Annotated in this window: 19 protein-coding genes and 1 CRISPR repeat array (1 of these 20 running past the window's edge); of the genes, 2 read left to right on the top strand and 17 right to left on the bottom strand. The window is 33.7% G+C overall.

The window, feature by feature from the left end; translation table 11 throughout:
* A CRISPR array of direct repeats spans nucleotides 1–769; the repeat unit is 36 nt; unit sequence GTTGTGGTTTGATTAAAGATTAGAAAACACGATATT (it extends 979 nt beyond the left edge of the window).
* A gap of 387 nt (nucleotides 770–1,156) precedes the next feature.
* The 6 genes from cas2 to IWX83_RS06000 all read right to left on the bottom strand — a co-directional run bounded on the left by cas2 (nucleotide 1,157) and on the right by IWX83_RS06000 (nucleotide 7,895).
* Complete coding sequence (cas2, locus tag IWX83_RS06025) at nucleotides 1,157–1,486, bottom strand: CRISPR-associated endonuclease Cas2 (RefSeq protein ID WP_132064414.1); 330 nt, start codon at nucleotides 1,484–1,486, stop codon at nucleotides 1,157–1,159.
* The gene (gene cas1, locus IWX83_RS06020) at nucleotides 1,462–2,376 is read right to left on the bottom strand and encodes a type II CRISPR-associated endonuclease Cas1 (protein WP_196828347.1); all 915 of its coding nucleotides are present in this window, start codon (nucleotides 2,374–2,376) and stop codon (nucleotides 1,462–1,464) included. Before cas1 ends, cas2 begins: the two co-directional genes overlap by 25 nt.
* A gap of 201 nt (nucleotides 2,377–2,577) precedes the next feature.
* Nucleotides 2,578–3,327 carry a shikimate dehydrogenase gene (locus IWX83_RS06015; protein ID WP_196828345.1) on the bottom strand — a complete coding sequence of 250 codons (750 nt, stop codon included), beginning with the start codon at nucleotides 3,325–3,327 and terminating at the stop codon, nucleotides 2,578–2,580.
* Nucleotides 3,327–4,724 carry a tetratricopeptide repeat protein gene (locus tag IWX83_RS06010; RefSeq protein WP_073353713.1) on the bottom strand — a complete coding sequence of 466 codons (1,398 nt, stop codon included), beginning with the start codon at nucleotides 4,722–4,724 and terminating at the stop codon, nucleotides 3,327–3,329. Before IWX83_RS06010 ends, IWX83_RS06015 begins: the two co-directional genes overlap by 1 nt.
* 245 nt (nucleotides 4,725–4,969) lie before the next feature.
* Complete coding sequence (locus IWX83_RS06005; RefSeq protein WP_196828343.1) at nucleotides 4,970–6,157, bottom strand: aspartate aminotransferase family protein; 1,188 nt, start codon at nucleotides 6,155–6,157, stop codon at nucleotides 4,970–4,972.
* 103 nt (nucleotides 6,158–6,260) lie between these two features.
* A complete protein-coding gene (locus IWX83_RS06000; protein WP_196828342.1) occupies nucleotides 6,261–7,895 on the bottom strand; it encodes an OstA-like protein in 1,635 nt (544 codons plus the stop codon).
* 278 nt (nucleotides 7,896–8,173) lie between these two features.
* On the opposite strand from IWX83_RS06000, the gene IWX83_RS05995 reads away from it, so the two are divergent.
* Nucleotides 8,174–10,039, top strand: coding sequence for an alpha-amylase family protein (locus IWX83_RS05995; RefSeq protein WP_196828340.1), 1,866 nt, complete (start codon nucleotides 8,174–8,176; stop codon nucleotides 10,037–10,039).
* A gap of 70 nt (nucleotides 10,040–10,109) precedes the next feature.
* Here the strand turns inward: IWX83_RS05995 and IWX83_RS05990 are convergent, their stop codons facing one another.
* The 7 genes from IWX83_RS05990 to rsfS all read right to left on the bottom strand — a co-directional run bounded on the left by IWX83_RS05990 (nucleotide 10,110) and on the right by rsfS (nucleotide 15,730).
* The gene (locus tag IWX83_RS05990; protein WP_196828338.1) at nucleotides 10,110–10,886 is read right to left on the bottom strand and encodes a superoxide dismutase; all 777 of its coding nucleotides are present in this window, start codon (nucleotides 10,884–10,886) and stop codon (nucleotides 10,110–10,112) included.
* A 6-nt stretch (nucleotides 10,887–10,892) separates the two neighbouring features.
* The gene (locus tag IWX83_RS05985) at nucleotides 10,893–11,162 is read right to left on the bottom strand and encodes an acyl-CoA-binding protein (RefSeq protein ID WP_073353703.1); all 270 of its coding nucleotides are present in this window, start codon (nucleotides 11,160–11,162) and stop codon (nucleotides 10,893–10,895) included.
* Nucleotides 11,162–11,815, bottom strand: a complete 654-nt coding sequence (locus IWX83_RS05980) for a phosphatidylserine decarboxylase family protein (protein ID WP_196828336.1) — start codon at nucleotides 11,813–11,815, stop codon at nucleotides 11,162–11,164. The genes IWX83_RS05985 and IWX83_RS05980 overlap by 1 nt, the downstream gene beginning before the upstream one ends.
* On the bottom strand, nucleotides 11,805–12,695 hold the full coding sequence (locus IWX83_RS05975; protein ID WP_196828334.1) for a phosphatidate cytidylyltransferase: 891 nt from the start codon (nucleotides 12,693–12,695) through the stop codon (nucleotides 11,805–11,807). Before IWX83_RS05975 ends, IWX83_RS05980 begins: the two co-directional genes overlap by 11 nt.
* Before the next feature lies 1 nt (nucleotide 12,696).
* Complete coding sequence (locus IWX83_RS05970; protein WP_073353697.1) at nucleotides 12,697–13,299, bottom strand: lactate utilization protein B/C; 603 nt, start codon at nucleotides 13,297–13,299, stop codon at nucleotides 12,697–12,699.
* Nucleotides 13,300–13,413: 114 nt separating this feature from the next.
* The gene (gene ftsH, locus IWX83_RS05965; RefSeq protein WP_073353694.1) at nucleotides 13,414–15,339 is read right to left on the bottom strand and encodes an ATP-dependent zinc metalloprotease FtsH; all 1,926 of its coding nucleotides are present in this window, start codon (nucleotides 15,337–15,339) and stop codon (nucleotides 13,414–13,416) included.
* 19 nt (nucleotides 15,340–15,358) lie between these two features.
* A complete protein-coding gene (gene rsfS / locus IWX83_RS05960) occupies nucleotides 15,359–15,730 on the bottom strand; it encodes a ribosome silencing factor (protein WP_066078331.1) in 372 nt (123 codons plus the stop codon).
* Between the two features lie 96 nt (nucleotides 15,731–15,826).
* On the opposite strand from rsfS, the gene IWX83_RS05955 reads away from it, so the two are divergent.
* A complete protein-coding gene (locus IWX83_RS05955; RefSeq protein WP_196828332.1) occupies nucleotides 15,827–16,555 on the top strand; it encodes a biotin--[acetyl-CoA-carboxylase] ligase in 729 nt (242 codons plus the stop codon).
* A gap of 10 nt (nucleotides 16,556–16,565) precedes the next feature.
* Here the strand turns inward: IWX83_RS05955 and IWX83_RS05950 are convergent, their stop codons facing one another.
* Genes IWX83_RS05950 through IWX83_RS05935 form a run of 4 tightly spaced genes read right to left on the bottom strand, consistent with a single transcriptional unit; the run spans nucleotide 16,566 to nucleotide 19,523 of the window.
* Nucleotides 16,566–17,069 carry a TolC family protein gene (locus IWX83_RS05950; protein ID WP_370568390.1) on the bottom strand — a complete coding sequence of 168 codons (504 nt, stop codon included), beginning with the start codon at nucleotides 17,067–17,069 and terminating at the stop codon, nucleotides 16,566–16,568.
* Between the two features lie 6 nt (nucleotides 17,070–17,075).
* On the bottom strand, nucleotides 17,076–17,882 hold the full coding sequence (locus IWX83_RS05945; protein WP_196828329.1) for a TolC family protein: 807 nt from the start codon (nucleotides 17,880–17,882) through the stop codon (nucleotides 17,076–17,078).
* A gap of 5 nt (nucleotides 17,883–17,887) precedes the next feature.
* Complete coding sequence (locus IWX83_RS05940) at nucleotides 17,888–19,051, bottom strand: HlyD family efflux transporter periplasmic adaptor subunit (RefSeq protein ID WP_175547742.1); 1,164 nt, start codon at nucleotides 19,049–19,051, stop codon at nucleotides 17,888–17,890.
* Nucleotides 19,052–19,070: 19 nt separating this feature from the next.
* Complete coding sequence (locus IWX83_RS05935; RefSeq protein ID WP_196828327.1) at nucleotides 19,071–19,523, bottom strand: ATP-binding cassette domain-containing protein; 453 nt, start codon at nucleotides 19,521–19,523, stop codon at nucleotides 19,071–19,073.
* Between the last annotated feature and the right edge of the window lie 111 nt (nucleotides 19,524–19,634).

Below are 19,634 nucleotides of genomic sequence, written 5' to 3'. Positions count from 1 at the left end.
TCAATCGGTAGGTTGTGGTTTGATTAAAGATTAGAAAACACGATATTCCGTACATGTTCGCTGTGAATCCGTGTCCAGTTGTGGTTTGATTAAAGATTAGAAAACACGATATTTTTCAAGAAAAGAGAGTTGAAGAATGTGGGTTGTGGTTTGATTAAAGATTAGAAAACACGATATTTGATCCAAAATTTGATAGTTTAGGCTCGTTGTTGTGGTTTGATTAAAGATTAGAAAACACGATATTGATTACATACTTTATAAAGGTGTGAATTATGTTGTGGTTTGATTAAAGATTAGAAAACACGATATTAACGTAAAAGAATCTAGTTTAGTCGTGTTTGTTGTGGTTTGATTAAAGATTAGAAAACACGATATTTCTATCTATCTATCATCTATCTATCATCTGTTGTGGTTTGATTAAAGATTAGAAAACACGATATTCTCTAAATTATTAAAATCAGTTACTAGGTGTTGTGGTTTGATTAAAGATTAGAAAACACGATATTCGTCATCACAAACAAGGCTTGCTAATAGTGTTGTGGTTTGATTAAAGATTAGAAAACACGATATTTAAGTTGGCGTATTTGCCGTAGGGTGGATTGTTGTGGTTTGATTAAAGATTAGAAAACACGATATTAACAGTTGAAGATTTACTTTACCTAAACATGTTGTGGTTTGATTAAAGATTAGAAAACACGATATTCTGATTCTGGTGCTAGTTCCGCAATGACTTGTTGTGGTTTGATTAAAGATTAGAAAACACGATATTAGTTGGGTTGTTACCTTCTGATTTTCATAGTATTAAAAGTAAATATCGTATAAAGAAATGCCTCTTTATTGGTTTGATAACCCAATATTGAGGCATTTTTTTGTTTGTAGTGGTAATTTTTCTAAAGGTTTTATAACTTTTGTAAAAAAGTAAAAAATGGTGTATTCGCACATGCGACTCTATTTGTCAACTTGGAAATGGCACAAAACAAGAGAGCAACATAATTGAGACGCTTCCAGCGTGACAAATAGCAAGAGAACAAAATAGTTTGCGATAATTCGGAATTAATAGTAATGAAAATTTGTGCCAAAATAGCAAGATAAAAAAGAGTTTACAATACTATTTTATAAATATTTAGCATTCAAAATGACTATAAGTGATATTGTTTTAAAACAATTCCAATTGTGTGGGTTGCGGTGCTTTTGGGACTTCAGCTTTGCCCCAAAAGTTTAAAATATTTCCAAATTGCTTATCCGTAATTCGTAAAACACTCACTTTACCTAAAGGTGGTAAAAGTCGGTGAATGCGTTTTTCGTGTACATCAGCACTTTCACTGCTCGCACAATGGCGCACATAAACAGAATATTGCATCATGCTAAAACCATCTTTCAAGAGATTACCTCGAAATTGTGAGGCATTTCTTTTATCTTTTTTGGTTTCTGTCGGTAGATCAAAAAATACGAACAACCACATTATTCGATATCCGTTAAGTTCCATAATTTAGGATATTTAATTTTTTTACGGTCACCGGTATAACACTGTTGGAGCGAGCTTGCTGTTTTTTGTAATCCTACCATCAACGGACTTTTCTCCTCTTTGAAATAAACAGTTTGTGTAAGTAATTGCAATAGTTCTGCTTTGATTGCCGTGTTGAGTTCTTGCTCTTGATAACGTTTCATAATATCAAAAACTTTTTCATCAACAATAGGTCTAAAAGGTTCCATAATATCATCTGCAAGAGCAAAAGCATTATACTTACTTTTGTGATGAATCCCCAAAGTATTCAATAATCCGCTTCCAGAAAGTGCTCGTGCGGTCGCAGCTCTCAAGATAGCATAACCATAATTCAAAAAATTGTTTGGATAATCGCCATAACGCTCTCTTTTTATACCATCTTTTTCATGATTGGGTAGTGGGAAATGTTTCCAATACTGTTGTGCCGCAACACCTTCCATATTTGATGTGTCTCCGCTCAGAACCTTACTAGCTAGAAATTCAAAAGTGTTTTTGCTAGCCGTTATTTTGGCTAATAATTCTCCTTGATTTTTAATTTTTTCAACAATAGTTTGCTGCCATAATTGTTTTTTAAGTGGAATGGAAGCTTCAATTTGATTTTTGAATATTTCTTGCTGGATGTGGTGGCTGTTGAGGTTGAGAAACATTCCATTGGGAAGATGGTTGCTACCGCAAATAATAATAGCGGTATTATGTTCAACAACTAGATTCATGGCAGGAATACTCAAGTAGATTTCAGCATGATCAAGTACTAGAAAGCCAATGTCTTCTATTGGAATAGCACTTTCTCTTATTTCTGATTTGATTACTAATTGTTGATTTTTTGTAGTGATTGAAGATTTGCTTTCGATGAGAATTGTTCTTTTGATCATAATTTAAGTTGTTAAATTAATGGCAAATATTTGATTATCAATCAAATTAAAGCATTAAATAAGCAACTCCTTTACGGCAAACCTCAATCTGTCTTTTATTTAGTTATAAAAAAAACGTCTTGTTTTAAAAATGTAGTACCATAATAGGAGTATTACAATTTTAAAACAAGACAATTTGTATATTCTTTGAGTAGCTTTTTTCTACTTATTCCAAATCTTCCATGCTTTTTCGGCTTGAAAAATCAGCATGTCTAAGCCGTTTTTAGTTTTGGCTCCTTGTGTTGCTGCTTTTTGTAGAAATTGCGTTTCGGCAGGATTGTATATCAAATCATAAGCAATGTGCTTCGCTGTGAAAAAATCATACGGAAGTAAAGGGAAGGCAGCTACATTTGGACTCGTTCCCACCGGTGTAGCATTTATTATGATTTGGTAATTATCAAATGTTGTTGCGTTGATGCGGCTGTAATCAATTGCCGTTTCACTGGCTTCTCTCGAAACAAATGTGTAGGGAATGTCTAGTTCGTCTAAAGCAAAAGCAACGCCTTTAGATGCGCCTCCGGTACCCAAAATCAGTGCTTTTTTATGATGTGGTTCCAGTAACGGTTGTAATGATTTTTTAAAACCGTAATAATCCGTATTGTACCCTTTTAACTTTCCTTTTTTGGTAATTCTAATCGTATTAACAGCTCCAATTAATAGCGCTTTTTTCGAAAGTTTATGCAAAAATGGAATTACTGCTTCCTTATACGGAATAGTAACACTCATTCCCTTGAGGTCGGGCGTGTTTTTAACAACTTCGAGAAAGGCATTTATTTCTGGAATATCAAAATTCTCATACGTGCAACCTTCAAAGTTTTCGCTATTAAATTTATCTGTAAAATATCCTTTCGAAAAGGAATAACTTATATTGCGACCTACTAATCCAAAGCGCTTTCTAACGATATCAACCATTATAATTTTTTGTGTTTTGCAATATAATTTTGCACCATTTTTTTTGCCCAAACTACTGGAAATAAATCTTCCAAAAGAATATAATTCTCAAAATTCAGTCGCAAGGCATTGCTTAAATGGAATTTTGCTTTTGTAGTATCCGTTAGCATAAAGTACAACCCTGCTAAACGGTATTCTACTTCATTCTCTTCTGGAAAATATTCGGTTGCTTGCAATAAAGTCTGAATAGCACTTTCGAATTCTCCTAAAAATTGTAATATGTCTACCCAGAACAACCAAGTTTCTAAGGAATGATCCCCAAATTCTACTGCTTTTCTATAGCCAAACTCCGCTTCTTCAAAGAAATTCATTTGTTTGTTTATGGAAGCAAAACGTTTCCAATACAACCTATTTTGATTGTCAATTGCTAATGCTTTATTGACATAAAATAGTGCTTTTTGAAAGTTTTTTTGGCGAACATAAAAATCAGTTATGGCAATCCAACCCTTGTCTAAAAGTGGATCTTCATGTACTGTTTCATTAAAGTATTTTAAGGCTAAAACGGAATTACCTAGCTTTTCATAGCATTTTCCCATTCGCAGTAGCGCATACGAAGTTGCATCATCCAATTCAATTGTTCTACTATAGCTTTCAATAGCTTCTTCATATTTTTTTAATCGTTCAAAAGCTTTTGCTTTTTCCATGAATGCACCTAGGAATTCATCGTCAATTAACGTAGCGTAATCAAAGGCACGAATGGCATTCTCATATTCTTTTACTCCATAATGCAACCTACCCAGCTGGTGCCAAGCGATTTCGCTATACGGATTTTTGTCGATGTATTTTATTAGATAGCTGATAGCCTCTTGGTTTTGATCTAAAAATTCAAAACAATACACTACGTTATACAGTGCTGATTGGTCTTCTAGATCTTCTTCTAAACACTTGATGAAGCTTTCTTTTGCCATTTCAAGGTTGTCCATAAATAGATATTCCATGCCTATTAAGTTATAGACATCAGCATTATCATCCGTATATTTTAAAGCGATTCTTAATAATTCAACTGCTTTTTCGTGTTGGTCTCTTTTTGAATAGATATTGGCTTTTTGAATGTAAATTTCTTCGTTCGTTGGCTCAATAGCATACAATTCATTCAATAATTTTTCGGCTAATTCTAGTTTGTCATCAAAGACTAACATCTCCACTTGAACTAATTTTAGTCCAGTTGATTTTGGGTGTTGTTCTAATGCTAGTTTTAGCGCTTTTTTTGCCAATGCGGCCTTACCCATATCGAGATAATGAAGAATAATTTCTTCAAATTCTTCAGAGTCAAAAAAGAGCACTTTGTTGGTTTTCAACATCGACTCAAATTTAGACAGGGATAAGTTATAGTCTTCTTCTTCGTTGCTTAATTGCATCTTTGTTTTTTTAGAATTTGGCCTTATTAAATGTAGGCATCCTTACTGTTAATGTGAGGAGCAGCAGGAATTGTTTTAAACAATTTAATTAACAAAATCCAGGCTGTTTTTGTACTAATTTCCATGCTTGATACAGGTGGAAATCTTTTTTACTGTCCTTCTCTAAACGAAGGTGAAAAATGGCAATTTTGCTTTAGGATGGGATAAGAGTCCGCACGTATGTTGGCAGGATTCTCCTAAAGAAACTAATTTTTATTCAAAATCGAATCCATTACTTCTAGCATGATTGCACAACCTTCTCGAATTTCTTCATTAGAAATGGTCAGCGGTGGCGTGATTCGGATGGCGCATCCTTCAAATAGCAACCAGAATAAAATGAGCCCTTTGTCTTGACATTGCAGAATCACTTCATTTGTTATGTCGGCACTTTTAGTCATTGCGGCAAGCATTAATCCTTTTCCTCTAATCTCCTCTATCAAAGGATGTACCAAAAGTGATCGGAATAGATTTTCTTTCTCTAAGGCTTCAGGCATTAGATTGGTCTCAGTGATTTCTTGCAAAGTAGCTAAACAGGCTGACGCAATGACAGGATGACCCCCAAAGGTGGTGATGTGTCCTAGTTTTGGATTATCACTAAGGAGATCCATCATTTTAGCCGAAGCGGTAAAAGCACCTACGGGCATGCCGCCACCCATTCCTTTTCCCATTACTACAATATCAGGAACGACATCGTAATTTTGGAATCCAAAAAGCTTTCCAGTTCTTCCAAAACCAGGTTGAATTTCATCCAGAATCATTATCGCGCCTACTTCGTCACAGCGTTGACGTACTTTTTTAAGAAAATCATCATGGGGTTGAATAAATCCTGCACCACCTTGAATGGTTTCTAATATGATTCCTGCAGTTTTGGTAGTGATTTTTTGTAAATCATCTTCGTTATTAAAAGTGATAAAATCGACATCTGGCACTAAGGGGCGGAAAACTTGCTTGCGCTCTTCAAAACCCATCACGCTCATCGATCCCATGGTATTTCCATGATAAGCGTTGTGACATGAAATTAGTTGGCTTCTTCCTGTAGTTCGTCTGGCGAGTTTTAGAGCGCCTTCGATCGCTTCTGTGCCAGAATTTACCAAATAGGTTTTGTCTAAAGGAGCGGGTAGCAGTGATGCTAATAATTTGCAATATTCAACTGCTGGACTTTGTGAATATTCGCCATAAACCATCACGTGTGAATATTTGTCTAGTTGCTGCTTTATGGCATTATTGACTCTTGGATGTTGATGTCCCAGTGCACAAGCAGAAACTCCAGCAACAAAATCTAAATATTTTTTATTAGTGGTATCGAAGATGTAAGAACCTATAGCATGCGAGATTTCCATACCCAATGGATAAGGAGTTGTTTGTGCTTGGTATTTTAGAAAATCACTATTCAATTTTTTATAAATTTAACCGCCAACTTTGAAAAATTTGTAAAGTTCGCGTAGTTTTTAAAGATGCTTATTTGTTTATGTGTCTTAAATTGAAAAGCAATACTTTTCACTTTTTATTCACTTTCTTCTTATCGTAATTCAGAGTTTCCTTCCTAATTTTCATAGGAATATCCTCTTTAGCTTCGGCTGATGTAGTTGCTTTTGCTATTTTTTCATTATCTTCATTTTCTTCGGGTGGAAAGAGGTCGTCTTTCGATTTTATTCGCTCGTCTCCGCGCCAGACTAGCCCTCTTAGCTTTCTTGCATTTTCAGGTAAATCTTTTTCGGGGTAAATATCGCCATCTACTTGCTGAAAGAAAGTAATGGTTTCTATCTCATTTTTTTCTAAAAGGAGATTAATTTTGCTACTTACATTTTTATTGATGCCTATGAGTTCTTGCGCTTCATTTCGCATATAATAGATAACTTCGGCATTTTTGACAATGTCCACGTCTCGTAGTTTTCCTTCCTCAAATTTACCATAGAGATTTTGTCCCTTGACTTGATTATATCCTGTTCCTATGGTGTCTTTGGAGACTATAAAGGTATTTTCAAGGACTTTTAGTGAATCTAGCTTTTGGGTGGTGTTATTGCCTATAAGGTGCATGATGTCACCTGTTATTTGACTTTCTCCATTCCAAAGTATTGGATTTCCAATCATTTTTGTCAAAGCAGTTTTTGAACTGGAATGTATTGAATCACATTTGCCGCTCATATCCGTTTTATAAAATCGAACGTTATTGAATGCTCTAATGATTCGATTTCCTTCTTTACCGGTTACCATTAATTTCCTCCCATGGATGTAAACGGAGTCATTTTCGACAAAATTCACTGCAACGGCTCTTTTAGTAACATACATGGAATCCAGTTTTTTATATACTTCGGCATAATGTCCTTTTACAATGCCTCGATTGATAGAATCTGTTATCTTGACATTACGCGTGGCTGATGCAAATTCCCGATTTCTGTCATAATACAAACTGTCGCCTTTAATCACTCGATCATCGTATTTGATGTAGGATTTATTCAGGAAATGGGCCAGATTTTTTTTGGTGTCATAAAACCCTTTTTCGGTGTAAATAAAATTGGCTTTACTGGTTATCGTGGAAGGTCCAAAAAGATATGAATGCCCAGAATTACTGAAATAATCCAAGTGATTTGATTTTATGACATACGTTGGATTTGTGATGGTAACGGCCGTAAGGAATTGAAATTTTTTTTGTTTCACATAATATCTTCCAGAATTACTTTTAAGGGTATTGTCTTTGTTTGTAATTGTTCCAGGAGTATCGTAAAATACTTCTTGAATATTTCGGTCAAAATTGATTATTTCGGTTACCAAAGTTGCGTCTGGCGAACTCATCACTGCATCTCCAGAAGCATAGGCTTTTTTTACATTTCCGTTGTATTCTGCATATTTGCTGTTCAAAAATAAGGTATCGCCTTGCACCATTTGTACATTTCCAAAAGCCTTGATGTAATTTTCCTTCTGGAAATAATACGCTTTGTTGCATGTCATTACAACGCCATCATGATTCACGCGAACGTTCCCTATAAGCAATAATGCATCAGGAATTTCTACTTGATTTACATCAGCAAAATCAGAGTTTTCTACAATAATTTTTTTCGGAGCTTGCGCCAAAACTAAATTAGTAATTAGCAATAGGAGACAATAACGAAGGAAAAACAGCGATTTCTTCAATGGATTTAATTTTTGTCAAATTTATGAAAAAGGAAACAATCCTAATCCATATTAGGATTTATTTATAATTAGTCCAAAGGGACATAATAGCGAATGTTTCATCTTTTGAAAGTTATTAACAAATTATGGAACTCCTTCGTTGTAGTTTCCGTCTCAATTAAATACAAATCTTAAATTTTAATGCGTATCGACTGGGATTATTTAAAAAACAGTAAATTTAAAAATTGATATTTAGTTTACGATAAAGGAATTGAAATCAGCATAAATATTTTTATACAATGAAAAAAATAACTATTGTTGCAGGGATAAGTGCGGTACTTTTAGCATCGGCTTGTAAAACGAAAGATTTAAAAATGAATGTAGAAAAGAAAGAGGACGTCTCTACTAAAAAAGAAGTGGTTTATCAGGTCTTTACTCGATTATTTGGGAATAAAAATACCGCTAATAAACCATGGGGAACTATTGAAGAAAACGGAGTAGGGAAGTTTAACGATTTTACAGATAAAGCGCTACATGAAATTAAGGACTTAGGCGTTACTTATGTTTGGTATACTGGAGTTCCACATCATGCTTTAATTCGCGATTACACTGCAATAGGAATTTCAAATGATGATCCAGAAGTAGTAAAAGGTAGAGCAGGGTCTCCTTATGCTGTGAAGGATTATTACAATGTAAACCCAGATTTAGCAGTAAATCCGTCGAATCGTTTAGAGGAGTTTGAGTCCTTAATTGCCCGAACCCATAAAGCCGGATTAAAAGTGATTATAGATATTGTTCCTAATCATATAGCGCGCCAATACGAGGGTAAGACTAATCCTTTGGGCGTTAAAGATTTTGGTGCGGAGGACGATGTAACGGTAGATTACAAAAGAAATAATAACTTCTATTATATTCCGAATACTACTTTTGAAATACCGGACATGGCAAAACCATTAAATGGAGAAAGTAATCCCTTAATTGATGGGAAGTTTGAAGAAAATCCAGCTAAATGGACCGGAAATGGTTCTCGTATGGCTAAACCGGATAAAAATGACTGGTACGAAACCGTCAAAATAAATTATGGGATTCGTCCGGATGGGTCCAAAGATTTTCCCGAGCTTCCTAGTGGTTTTGATACGAAATCCTATCAGGAACATGATGCTTTTTGGAAGGGAAAAGATGTTCCAGATTCTTGGGATAAATTTAAAGATATTGCTTTGTATTGGACCGCTAAAGGTGTTGATGGTTTTAGATTTGACATGGCCGAAATGGTGCCGTACGAATTTTGGAGCTACATGGATTCAGCTATCAAAGTAAAAAATCCAGACGCCTTTTTGTTGGCGGAAGTCTACAATCCTAAAGAATATCGCAATTACATTCAATTGGGTAAAATGGATTATTTGTATGATAAAGTGGAAACCTACGATAAATTGAAAGATATCATACAGGGAAGAGCACTGCCTGATGGTTTATCAGCTATTCAAAACGGATTATCAGATATAGAGCATCACATGTTGCATTTTCTGGACAACCATGATGAGCAACGTTTGGCTAGCCCAGAATTTGCAGGAACACCACAAAAAGGAAAGCCTTTGATGGTCGTTTCAACAACAATAAGTAGTTCTCCCACGATGGTTTATTTTGGACAAGAAGTAGGAGAGGCCGGAAATGAAAATGCAGGATTTGGAACGCATTCCAGAACATCAATTTTTGATTATATAGGAGTTCCTAGTCATCAACGTTGGATGAATGGAGGTGCATTTGATGGCGGTCTCTTGACTAAAGAGGAAAAAGAATTACGTGATTTTTATAAAAGAATATTGAATTTCTCTTTGAATAGTTCGGCTTTAATGGGAAAATTTCAAGAAATTCAAGAGGTAAATCGGCAAACTACTGCGGGATATGATTCAGGAATTTATGCTTTTACTCGATGGTCAGCTACTCAAAAATTAATTGTTGTTACTAATTTTTCGTGGCTTAGCACTAGCAATTTCGAATTAAAAATCCCTGCTGATATCATTGAAAAATGGAATCTAAAGGATGGAAATTATACTATAAAAGACCAATTATACAATAAAAGTTCTACGCTGCTGCAGGTAGTGAATGGAGAAGGAAAAGTACAAATTACAATTGCTCCATCAGAATCCTTTATTTATCAATTGTAAAAAAAGCGTTTGACAATCAAAAAAAAGGCTGATAAATATTTATCAGCCTTTTTTTGTGAACAAGAAGAAGTTATTTTTTTGGGACAGCATCGTAATTTTCTTGTACTTTTTTCCAATTAATCACATTGAAAAAGCCATCGATATAATTTTTTCGTCGGTATTGGTAGTCTAAATAATAGGCATGCTCCCATAAATCTAAAGCTAATATTGGAGTGCCAGGAACAAGTGCATTTCGCATCAAAGGATTGTCCTGATTTGATGTACTGGTCACCTGAAGTTTTCCTGCGCGATCAACTAATAACCAGGCCCAACCAGAACCAAATTGTTTTGTAGCTTCGTCTTTGAATAAAGTTGTAAAGTTTTCAAACGAGCCAAAATCCCTAGTAATTGCCTCTGCCAATGAGTTTGTAGGTTGACCACCCGCTTTTGGTGCCATGCATTTCCAATACAAGGAATGATTGTAAAAGCCACCCGCATTGTTGCGAAGTGCCGCCTCATTAGGATCCAATTTAGTTAATACTTCTTCTATGGTTAGGTTCTCTAGTGGAGTTCCTAACACTGCTTGATTCAAATTATTAGTATAGGTTAAATAATGCTTAGAATAATGCATTTCTAAAGTGGTTGACGATATACTGGGAGCTAAAGCATCGTAGGTGTAGGGTAGTTTTTCCATTTGAAATGACCCTTCGTTTGCTCTTACGTCATCAGGAGATCCAATAATAGTAGTCGCTTGTTCAGCAGTATTGGGCAACGGTACTTCAACTACTTCTATTAATTTTTTGTTATTACAGGAAAAAGAAATAATTAATAAAAAGGAAATGAGAATTAAAAGAAATTTGTTTTTCATAGTGAACTATTTTTTTAACAGCGATTCAATCATGTCGATGTACTGCTGTTTTGCTTCATCTGCAGTCAGGTGGCTTATTTGCATCCACGCATTTGTTTTGAAGGCATCTCTTAAATGATAAGAAGAAGTTTGTTTTAGATCTAAGATTCCCAGAGTAGCTTGCTTGTAAGAGGCATACAGCCGCAACTGTACATCTTGCGGTAAGGAAGCTTGAGTCATATCAGAAGCTATTTTAACTGCTTCCTGAAATCGAGTATCTAAATCTTTTTTAATCATTATGCTTTGGTCGCAATAACTGTTTTTCCTCCTATTGCTTTTTCATTTAAACTGACATTAATGGGGGTACCTAAAGGCAAAAAGATATCTACTCTTGATCCAAATTTTATAAAACCAGCATCAGTTCCCTGAATAACCTGCATACCTTCTTCGGCATAATTTACAATTCTTCTAGCAAGTGCACCTGCAATTTGACGATAAAGGACTTCTCCGAAAGTTTTATTTTCGATTACAATTGTTGTTCTTTCGTTTTCCTCACTTGCCTTTGGGTGCCAAGCAACTAAAAATTTACCGGGATGGTATTTGCTAAATTTTACAAGTCCACTTAAACCATAACGCGTAACATGTACGTTTATTGGGGACATAAAAATGGATATTTGCAAGCGTTTGTCTTTGAAATACTCACCTTCATAAACTTCTTCAATAACTACTACTTTGCCATCTACAGGAGCAAGGATTTGATTTTCATTTTCAATAGCTACTCTTTTAGGATTTCTAAAAAACTGCAAGATGATAATCAAAAGTAGAAGTGCTGCTATTTGAATAGCCATTTTAAGCCAAATGATGTCTATAAAATTATCAGACAATAAAAGGACAATAGCTGTAAAAATTGTACCTAATAAAATAGATTGGGTTCCTTCTTTATGAAACATAGTTTAAGATTTGATAAAATAAAAAAATTATTGGTGCTACAAATATAACACTATCTAAACGATCTAGGATACCTCCGTGACCGGGCATTATACTTCCGCTATCTTTTACACCGGCGATACGTTTGAATTTGGATTCGATTAAGTCTCCTATAGTTCCAGCAATTCCGACAATAACTGCAATAGAAGTCCAGATGAGGATGGATCTATCACTAAACTCAGGATTGGCTTTGATGTAATATTTTGATATTAAATATCCTGCTAAAACCGCAAAAAGTATTCCGCCTAAAAATCCTTCAATGGTTTTTTTAGGTGATATTTTTTCGAATAACTTAGTTCGTCCTATTGATTTTCCCACAATATAAGCAAATGTATCGTTGGTCCAAATTAGAATAAATAAACCAATTATAATTTTAGGATTATAATCATTTATCCCAAAAGAAATTTTAGTGATAAACACAAAGGGTAGCATGATATACCCTAATAAATACAAATATTTAGAGGAAGTACTTATTTTTTGAATGTTATCATAAAATAAGAAAAGAATGCATTTTATGGAAACTACTAATGCAATAACCAATAAGACAATGTCTAATTGTTGAATATTGATTGAAATTTCTACATTGGTATTGAATAGTTGATTAATAGTTTCAGTTGTGGTCTTGTTGTAATGACTTACTAGCGTTACGGTAGTATACAATAGGACTCCAAAAATAACTGGAAATACTTTAGGTATTTGAATGAGATTGCAAAATTCATAAATTGCAATTATTAGAAAAATTCCAAATAAAATAAAAAAGGTTTCAGTTGAATATAAAATAGAGACGAGCAATAATATGATATAAACAGCTCCTGATATACCTCGTTTTAGAGTTTCATTCATCTTAAAGATCTTCTAAAAGCAGTAAGTAAAGGTTTTTGGCAGAACTTCCGTATTGAGTGAAGTCTTCTTCTTTGGCTTTTTCGAAATATTTTATAGTGGTAATGTTCGTTGGGTAATCTCTTTCGTATTTCTTTTTAATGGCGCTTAACCCATCGCTTTTAGTGCCAAGAATTTGACTTGTTTTAGCTAAAACGATTATGTTTACAGGTAATTCGTTTGGTTTGTTTTGTTTGATTTGTTTTGATGAAAATAGTATGGAACCTTCATCTGCTATTAAGTTCTCACAACTGGCAAGAATGAATTTGGGATTAGCAGGTTTAGTATATTGTAATTTATTGTCATCCAACATTGAGAATAGGTCGGGATCATAACATAAAACGTCACTTTCGAACCAGTCATTTTCCTCTAATATATTTTCAAATTGCTCTTTAATTTCATCAGTGTTTTCACAGTATAAAAATTTCCCTCCATTTTTTTTAAAATTAAAGATAAATTGTTCATCTATTGAGGTCGTGTTTTCAGTATTTGAGTTACTAAATTCACTTTCTTTATCTTCCTCAGAAGTAGGATTACTAGAACCAAAAATTTTTCTAAAAAGACTCATATTTCTGTAAACTGCTATAATTTATTATTTGAAAACGTCCAAAGATAAAAAAATCTTAATTCAAAAGTAGTTTTTGAATTAAGATTTTAAAAATAAATGAATAATGATGTGTTTTTAGGACACGACTTCTTCTAGATTTTTGTCGAAAGTTCTTTTTCCGAAAATAGCTTCTAAATCATCTTTGAAAATAACTTCTTTCTCAATTAGAATATTCGCAAGTTGATTTAGTTTGTCTTTATTCTCTTCTAGAATTTCAATTGCTCTTTGGTACTGACTTTCAATCAGTATTGAAATTTCTTCGTCGATTACTCTGGCTGTTTCTTCAGAATAAGGTTTGGAAAAATTGTATTCGCTTTGTCCTGTTGAATCATAATAGGTAACATTACCTATTTTTTCATTCAAACCGTAAATAGTTACCATAGCCCGTGCTTGTTTAGTGACTTTTTCTAAATCACTTAACGCACCAGTTGAAATCCTGTTGAAAGTTACTTTCTCAGCAGCTCTTCCACCCATGGTAGCACACATTTCATCCAACATTTGATCTGGTCGAACAATTAAACGCTCTTCTGGCAAGTACCAAGCAGCGCCTAGACTTTGTCCTCTAGGAACTATTGTTACTTTAATTAATGGAGCAGCATGTTCAAGCATCCAGCTTACCGTTGCATGTCCTGCTTCATGAATAGCAATCGCTTTCTTTTCATCAGGAGTAACAATTTTATTTTTCTTTTCAAGACCACCAACGATTCTATCAACCGCATCTAGAAAATCTTGTTTATCTACCGCAGTTTTGTTATGTCTAGCCGCTATTAAAGCAGCTTCATTACATACGTTGGCAATATCAGCACCCGAAAAACCTGGAGTTTGCTTGGCTAAAAATTCAGTGTCGAGTCCTTCCACTTTTTTCAAAGGCGCAAGATGTACTTTGAATATTTCAGCTCTTTCGCGAATGTCTGGCAAGTCAACAAAAATTTGTCTGTCAAAACGACCTGCACGCATTAATGCTTTATCCAATACATCAGCTCTGTTGGTCGCAGCTAAAACAATTACGTTTGAGTTTGTTCCAAAACCGTCCATTTCAGTTAACAACTGGTTTAAAGTATTCTCACGTTCATCATTTCCGCCTGACATATTGCTTTTTCCTCTTGCTCGTCCTACCGCATCAATTTCGTCAATGAATATAATTGCTGGAGATTTTTCCTTGGCTTGTTTGAATAAATCACGAACACGGGAGGCCCCTACGCCAACAAACATTTCCACAAAATCAGATCCTGATAAAGAGAAGAATGGTACTTGAGCTTCACCAGCTACGGCTTTAGCTAATAAGGTTTTACCAGTTCCAGGAGGTCCTACTAATAAGGCTCCTTTTGGAATCTTACCTCCTAAATTAGTATATTTTTCAGGATTTTTTAAGAATTCAACAATCTCTTGAATTTCTTCTTTCGCTCCTTCTAAACCAGCTACATCTTTAAAAGTAGTTTTGATATCTGTTTTTTCGTCAAAAAGTTTTGCTTTTGATTTTCCAATGTTGAAAATCTGTCCGCCACCACCTGCGCCACCACCAGACATTTTTCTCATGATAAATATCCAAACAGCAATGATGATAATTATGGGTAAAAGGCTAATTAAAATGTCTGACCAATTATTTTTTGGTAAGAAATTAAAGTCCTTCAATTTACCTTCAGCAACTGCTTTTTCTAGTTTGTTTTGGAATATTTGATCATTACCAATGTCAAAGGTATAATGTGGTCCTTTGTTAGGTCTGTCAAAAACATCTTTAGAAACTTTCTTGTGTACTGCATCTTTCATTGCAGCAGCATTTAAAAATACTTCCGCTTCTGTTTTGTTGTAAACAATAACTTTTTCAATTTGTCCTTTTTCTAAAAAGTCGTTAAACTTTGAAGAGGTTAACTGCCCAGGTTCGTTTAAGCTCGAACCACCAGTTATGAAACTTATAAATAAGAAAATTAATAATATTGCAGCGTAAATTAGCCAAGGGCTTACTTTAAACTTATTCGGATTGGGATTATTTTCTTTAGCCATTACTAGGGATTATGTGTCTTTAGTATTTATTTTCTATGGTTGTTATTTTAGCATCGCCCCACAAACTTTCGATGTTGTAATATTCTCTAATGTGTTTTTGAAATACATGTACAACAATATTTACATAGTCCATTAATACCCATTCTGCATTATCCGTTCCTTCAACATGCCATGGCTTGTCTTTCAATTCTTTTGAAACTGTTTTTTGGATGGAGTTTACGATGGCGTTAACTTGTGTATTTGAATTACCGTTGCAAATAATGAAATAGTCGCAAACTGCCGTATCTATCTCTCTTAAATCTAGTATTGTAATATCATTACCTTTTACTTCTTCTATTCCCTTAATGATATTCGCCAATAGGACGTCATTATTTATAGTCTTTTTCGCCATGAATTATTTTTATATAAGTTTGTAAAGTTACCATTTTTTGTGATTATTTTTGAACCTTAACACAATATTAAATTCTGTTCCACAAAAAAACGTAAAATGAAAGTTATCAAACTCGATGCCATAGATTCTACAAACGCATTCCTTAAAGGCTTATCTAGTAAACAGGACCTGGAGAACTTCACGGTTGTGACTGCAGAGTGTCAAACAAAAGGAAAGGGTCAAATGGGCGCCGTTTGGGCTTCTGAGGCGAGTAAAAACTTAATAATGAGTATTTTGGTCAAAGATTTTTTGTCTGATATTTGTCAGATATTCAATCTAAATGTAGCCGTTTCTCTTGCTGTAATTGAAGTATTAGAAACGATGAAGATTCCTGATCTTAGTATTAAATGGCCGAACGACATAATGTCATACAACAAAAAAATAGGTGGCATTTTGATAGAAAATAGTATCAAAAGTGACGGAACGATTATTTCTGTAGTAGGGTTGGGACTCAATGTGAATCAAACTAATTTTGAAAATTTACCAAAAGCTTCCTCATTAGCGGTTATTTCTGGAGCAACTTTCGACCCAGAAGAGCTTCTCATGTTAATTGGTACTGGAATAGAACAAATGATCGCATTGTGGAAACAGTTTCCCACTACTCTATGGGACAGCTACATCAATAATTTGTACAAAAAGGGAATTCCAATGGCTTTTTCAGCTCAAAATGGCACCAATTTTATGGGAATTATTCAAGGTGTTTCTGATATTGGTAAATTGCAAATTATGCTAGAAGATGATTCAGTTGTAGCATTTGACATTAAAGAAATTCAAATGTTGTACTAAAATTCTATTTTTATAGACTAAAATTCTCCCCTAAATAAAATTTGATGAGGGCATAATTATACATTAATTCATATTTAGAGGTAATTAGCTCTGCTTGGGCATTGTTAAAATTCATTTTAGTAACGTTTAGTTCATTGATATTGATTTTTCCTAGTCCAAATTTCAATAAGTCAGCTTCATAACTTTTACTCGAAAATTCAAAGGCAATGGTAGCGGATTCCTTTTTTTTGATTGCTGTTTTGGTGTCAGTTATTGCTTTTAATATTTCTTTGGAAAGTCGGTTCTGTTCTATTTGAGTTTCGGCTATGGATTGATTATAATTGAGTTTACTTATTTTTATTTTGGCGAAATTCTCAAATTGGCTAAAAATAGGAATTGTTAAATTTAATCGAAGTCCTTTTGATAAATTAGTATCAAACTGCTCCTGGAAGGGAACCAAAGGCTCTTTAATATTGTAATTAGTTCCAATCATAAACCGCATACTTAAGGAAGGGTATAAGGAGGCTTTAGCAATTGAAATTTAAGTTTGCATTTGTTGTACCTTTATGATTTGCATCAAATAAGAAGGATGTATTTCGACTGCTCTTTTCGTTAAATAGTATTGATCTTCATTCATTTCAATAGCGACATTCATTTCTAAATCAAGCTTAACTAAAGTGATATCACTTTCTAAAGGAATATTCATTAATTGTTTGATACTGATTAAATTGTCCGTTAAATGATTTTGATTCGTTAATAAAGTCAATTCTTCCGTTGCTTTTTGGGATTTAATTTTAAACACTTCGCTCTCACTAATTACACCAGATTCGTACTTTAAAACGGCTAACTCCAATTGTTCTTCACTTGATTTAATTTGTTCCTGATTCGAAATAATAATTTCCTGCAGGTATAAAATCGTAATGTATTTCTGAGCCAAATTGATGGTAATTTCATTTTCTATTTTTTGAATATTGGCATCGTTTATTTTTACGTCTTGCTTTGCTGATTTAATGGTGTTTATAGTCGAAAAGCCAGAAAATAAATTATACTCAGCTTCAAGGTCTCCTGAATAATTTTCAATTTTTTTATTGACAAATAAATTAGTGTCTGGATCTATTTCTCTACCCCAGGATTTTTTGTTTTCAACCGTTCCATTTACAAAGGGTAAAAATTTCCCATAACTAGATCTGTATTTGTAATTGCTTATTTCCCTGCTTAGATGCGCATTTTTTAGTGCTAGATTATTTTGTAATGCTAACTCTAGACAGTTGGTAAAGGACAAATAATCTTGTCCCAAAATTACATTTGAGAAGAGAAAAAGTACAATAACACTAAGTCTGGTTTTCATGGCAGTTAATTCAAATTAGAGTCTATTTTATTAAATAGTTTTTTCATGATGTATTGATACAGTTTCATTTTTTCGATAATTACTTCTCCTTTCAGTTTGTAGCCCGCTTTAAGATTAATATTTGGATTGTATTTTTGAATAGTTGCTAAACAATAAAAGGTTTTCTCTACATCCGAAGCCGATACGTAGGTGATTTTTCCTTTAACAGCTCCAAAACGGTAGTAGTTGTACGCATCCAGTTTTAAGTTTATTTCTTGTCCCTTTTTAATATAAGCAAGGTCCTTCTCATCTAAAATTACCTTGGCATAAAAGGCCTCTTTTTTAGGCGCAATAATGGTAAGAATATCGCCTTTATTTACGATTTCAAGATTTTGTCGTGCGTTAAAAAGAGTCGATATAGTGCCGTTTATGGGCGCAATTATTAGCAGTTTTCCTAACTCGTCTGAAATGTAAATCAGATTGGATTTTCCATCCTTGATAAGGGTTTCTAGTTCTATAATGTCTTGCTGATAATTATGAATTTGGTTTTCTACATCAATTATATTGCGAAGTAAATCATTATTTGTTTTTTGATAATTATTGGACAAATTTTCAAAATCATAATTTTTCACCTCGTAACTTGACTTAATATCTACTTGTCCTTTCTTATCATCGAGATTTTTGTTTTTAGTTTCAATCAATTCGTATTTTGATATGGCACCTTTAGCGTATAATACGGAATCAGTTTGAAATTTATCGGTTAGAATCGACGTTTGTTGCGATGATAGATTGATTTTACTATTCAAGGATGTGATTTCTTGCTCGACTTTTTTACGATCTGTTTGGTAAATATTAGATTGGATATTTAATAATTGTTTTAAAGAATTTTTACGATTTTGAGTATTATGAATCAATTTTTTTATAATATTTATTTTATGCTTCATACCAGTAACATCCGTATTTATGATTTCAAAATCGGATCTGGTTTTTTTGTTTTCAAGTAGGAAGAGCGTATCTCCTTTTTTAATTTCCTCTCCCTCTTTTACCAAAACTTTGATGACTTTAGCTTCATTGGGGGCATTGATTTTTAGTTGTGGTGTGTCAGAAAAGATTTGGCCTTCTTTAAAACTCACTGTGTCATTCATTTTAATGGTAAAAATTAAAATTACTGTGATGATAAGGAATGCCACTAAAAACCTGTTTAAAATTTTAATAAACCGGATTGACTTCGTGTTGTAGTATAAAGAGTTCTCCATTAGTTATTTTATATTTTTTATTAAAATTGATGTTGGTTATTGGTTCATGTGATATGATGATGTAGGTTCTGGCTTGGTCTTCATCGATCATGGTTTCTACTTTATTCCTTGATTCTAGATCCATTCCTGATAATACTTCATCTAAAATAATGAGCTCAGCCTCAGCAAACAAAGCGCGAAGTAGGAGGATTTTTTTACGCTGTCCAGTAGAAAGATTTTTTCCGTTTTCATTGATTATAAAATCCAGTCCATCATCTTTTGAGGCGATATAATCATAAAAATTGATCTTTTTTGCCATATCTAAAATAGCGATGACTGAAATGTCCTTTCCTAAAATAATGTTGTTTTGAATGGTATCATTGAATAAAGTATCTTCATTGGTCACTAGCAAAATTTTATCTCGCATAGCATCATCATTATAGAATTTTTGAGGTGTTCGGATAATTACTTATACTTTTTATGTAAATTTAAAGAATGGAAAAATTTACAGGAGAAAGTATTTTAGAATTCACCGATA

The organism is Flavobacterium sp. CG_9.1 (genome assembly GCF_015751645.1).
In the GTDB taxonomy this organism is placed as follows: Bacteria; Bacteroidota; Bacteroidia; order Flavobacteriales; family Flavobacteriaceae; genus Flavobacterium; species Flavobacterium xanthum.
The sequence above is the reverse complement of the archived record's forward strand: the minus strand, read 5'-3'. Positions and strand labels throughout refer to the sequence as shown.

Coding starts and splice junctions, on each gene's coding strand:
- IWX83_RS05945 (WP_196828329.1), bottom strand. CDS start 17,882: ATGAAAACCAGACTTAGTGTTATTGTACTTTTTCTCTTCTCAAATGTA.
- IWX83_RS05970 (WP_073353697.1), bottom strand. CDS start 13,299: ATGAGTCTTTTTAGAAAAATTTTTGGTTCTAGTAATCCTACTTCTGAG.
- IWX83_RS05995 (WP_196828340.1), top strand. CDS start 8,174: ATGAAAAAAATAACTATTGTTGCAGGGATAAGTGCGGTACTTTTAGCA.
- IWX83_RS05975 (WP_196828334.1), bottom strand. CDS start 12,695: ATGAATGAAACTCTAAAACGAGGTATATCAGGAGCTGTTTATATCATA.
- IWX83_RS05985 (WP_073353703.1), bottom strand. CDS start 11,162: ATGATTAAAAAAGATTTAGATACTCGATTTCAGGAAGCAGTTAAAATA.
- IWX83_RS05935 (WP_196828327.1), bottom strand. CDS start 19,523: ATGCGAGATAAAATTTTGCTAGTGACCAATGAAGATACTTTATTCAAT.
- IWX83_RS05955 (WP_196828332.1), top strand. CDS start 15,827: ATGAAAGTTATCAAACTCGATGCCATAGATTCTACAAACGCATTCCTT.
- ftsH (WP_073353694.1), bottom strand. CDS start 15,339: ATGGCTAAAGAAAATAATCCCAATCCGAATAAGTTTAAAGTAAGCCCT.
- IWX83_RS06010 (WP_073353713.1), bottom strand. CDS start 4,724: ATGCAATTAAGCAACGAAGAAGAAGACTATAACTTATCCCTGTCTAAA.
- cas2 (WP_132064414.1), bottom strand. CDS start 1,486: ATGGAACTTAACGGATATCGAATAATGTGGTTGTTCGTATTTTTTGAT.
- cas1 (WP_196828347.1), bottom strand. CDS start 2,376: ATGATCAAAAGAACAATTCTCATCGAAAGCAAATCTTCAATCACTACA.
- IWX83_RS05980 (WP_196828336.1), bottom strand. CDS start 11,815: ATGTTTCATAAAGAAGGAACCCAATCTATTTTATTAGGTACAATTTTT.
- rsfS (WP_066078331.1), bottom strand. CDS start 15,730: ATGGCGAAAAAGACTATAAATAATGACGTCCTATTGGCGAATATCATT.
- IWX83_RS06015 (WP_196828345.1), bottom strand. CDS start 3,327: ATGGTTGATATCGTTAGAAAGCGCTTTGGATTAGTAGGTCGCAATATA.
- IWX83_RS05990 (WP_196828338.1), bottom strand. CDS start 10,886: ATGAAAAACAAATTTCTTTTAATTCTCATTTCCTTTTTATTAATTATT.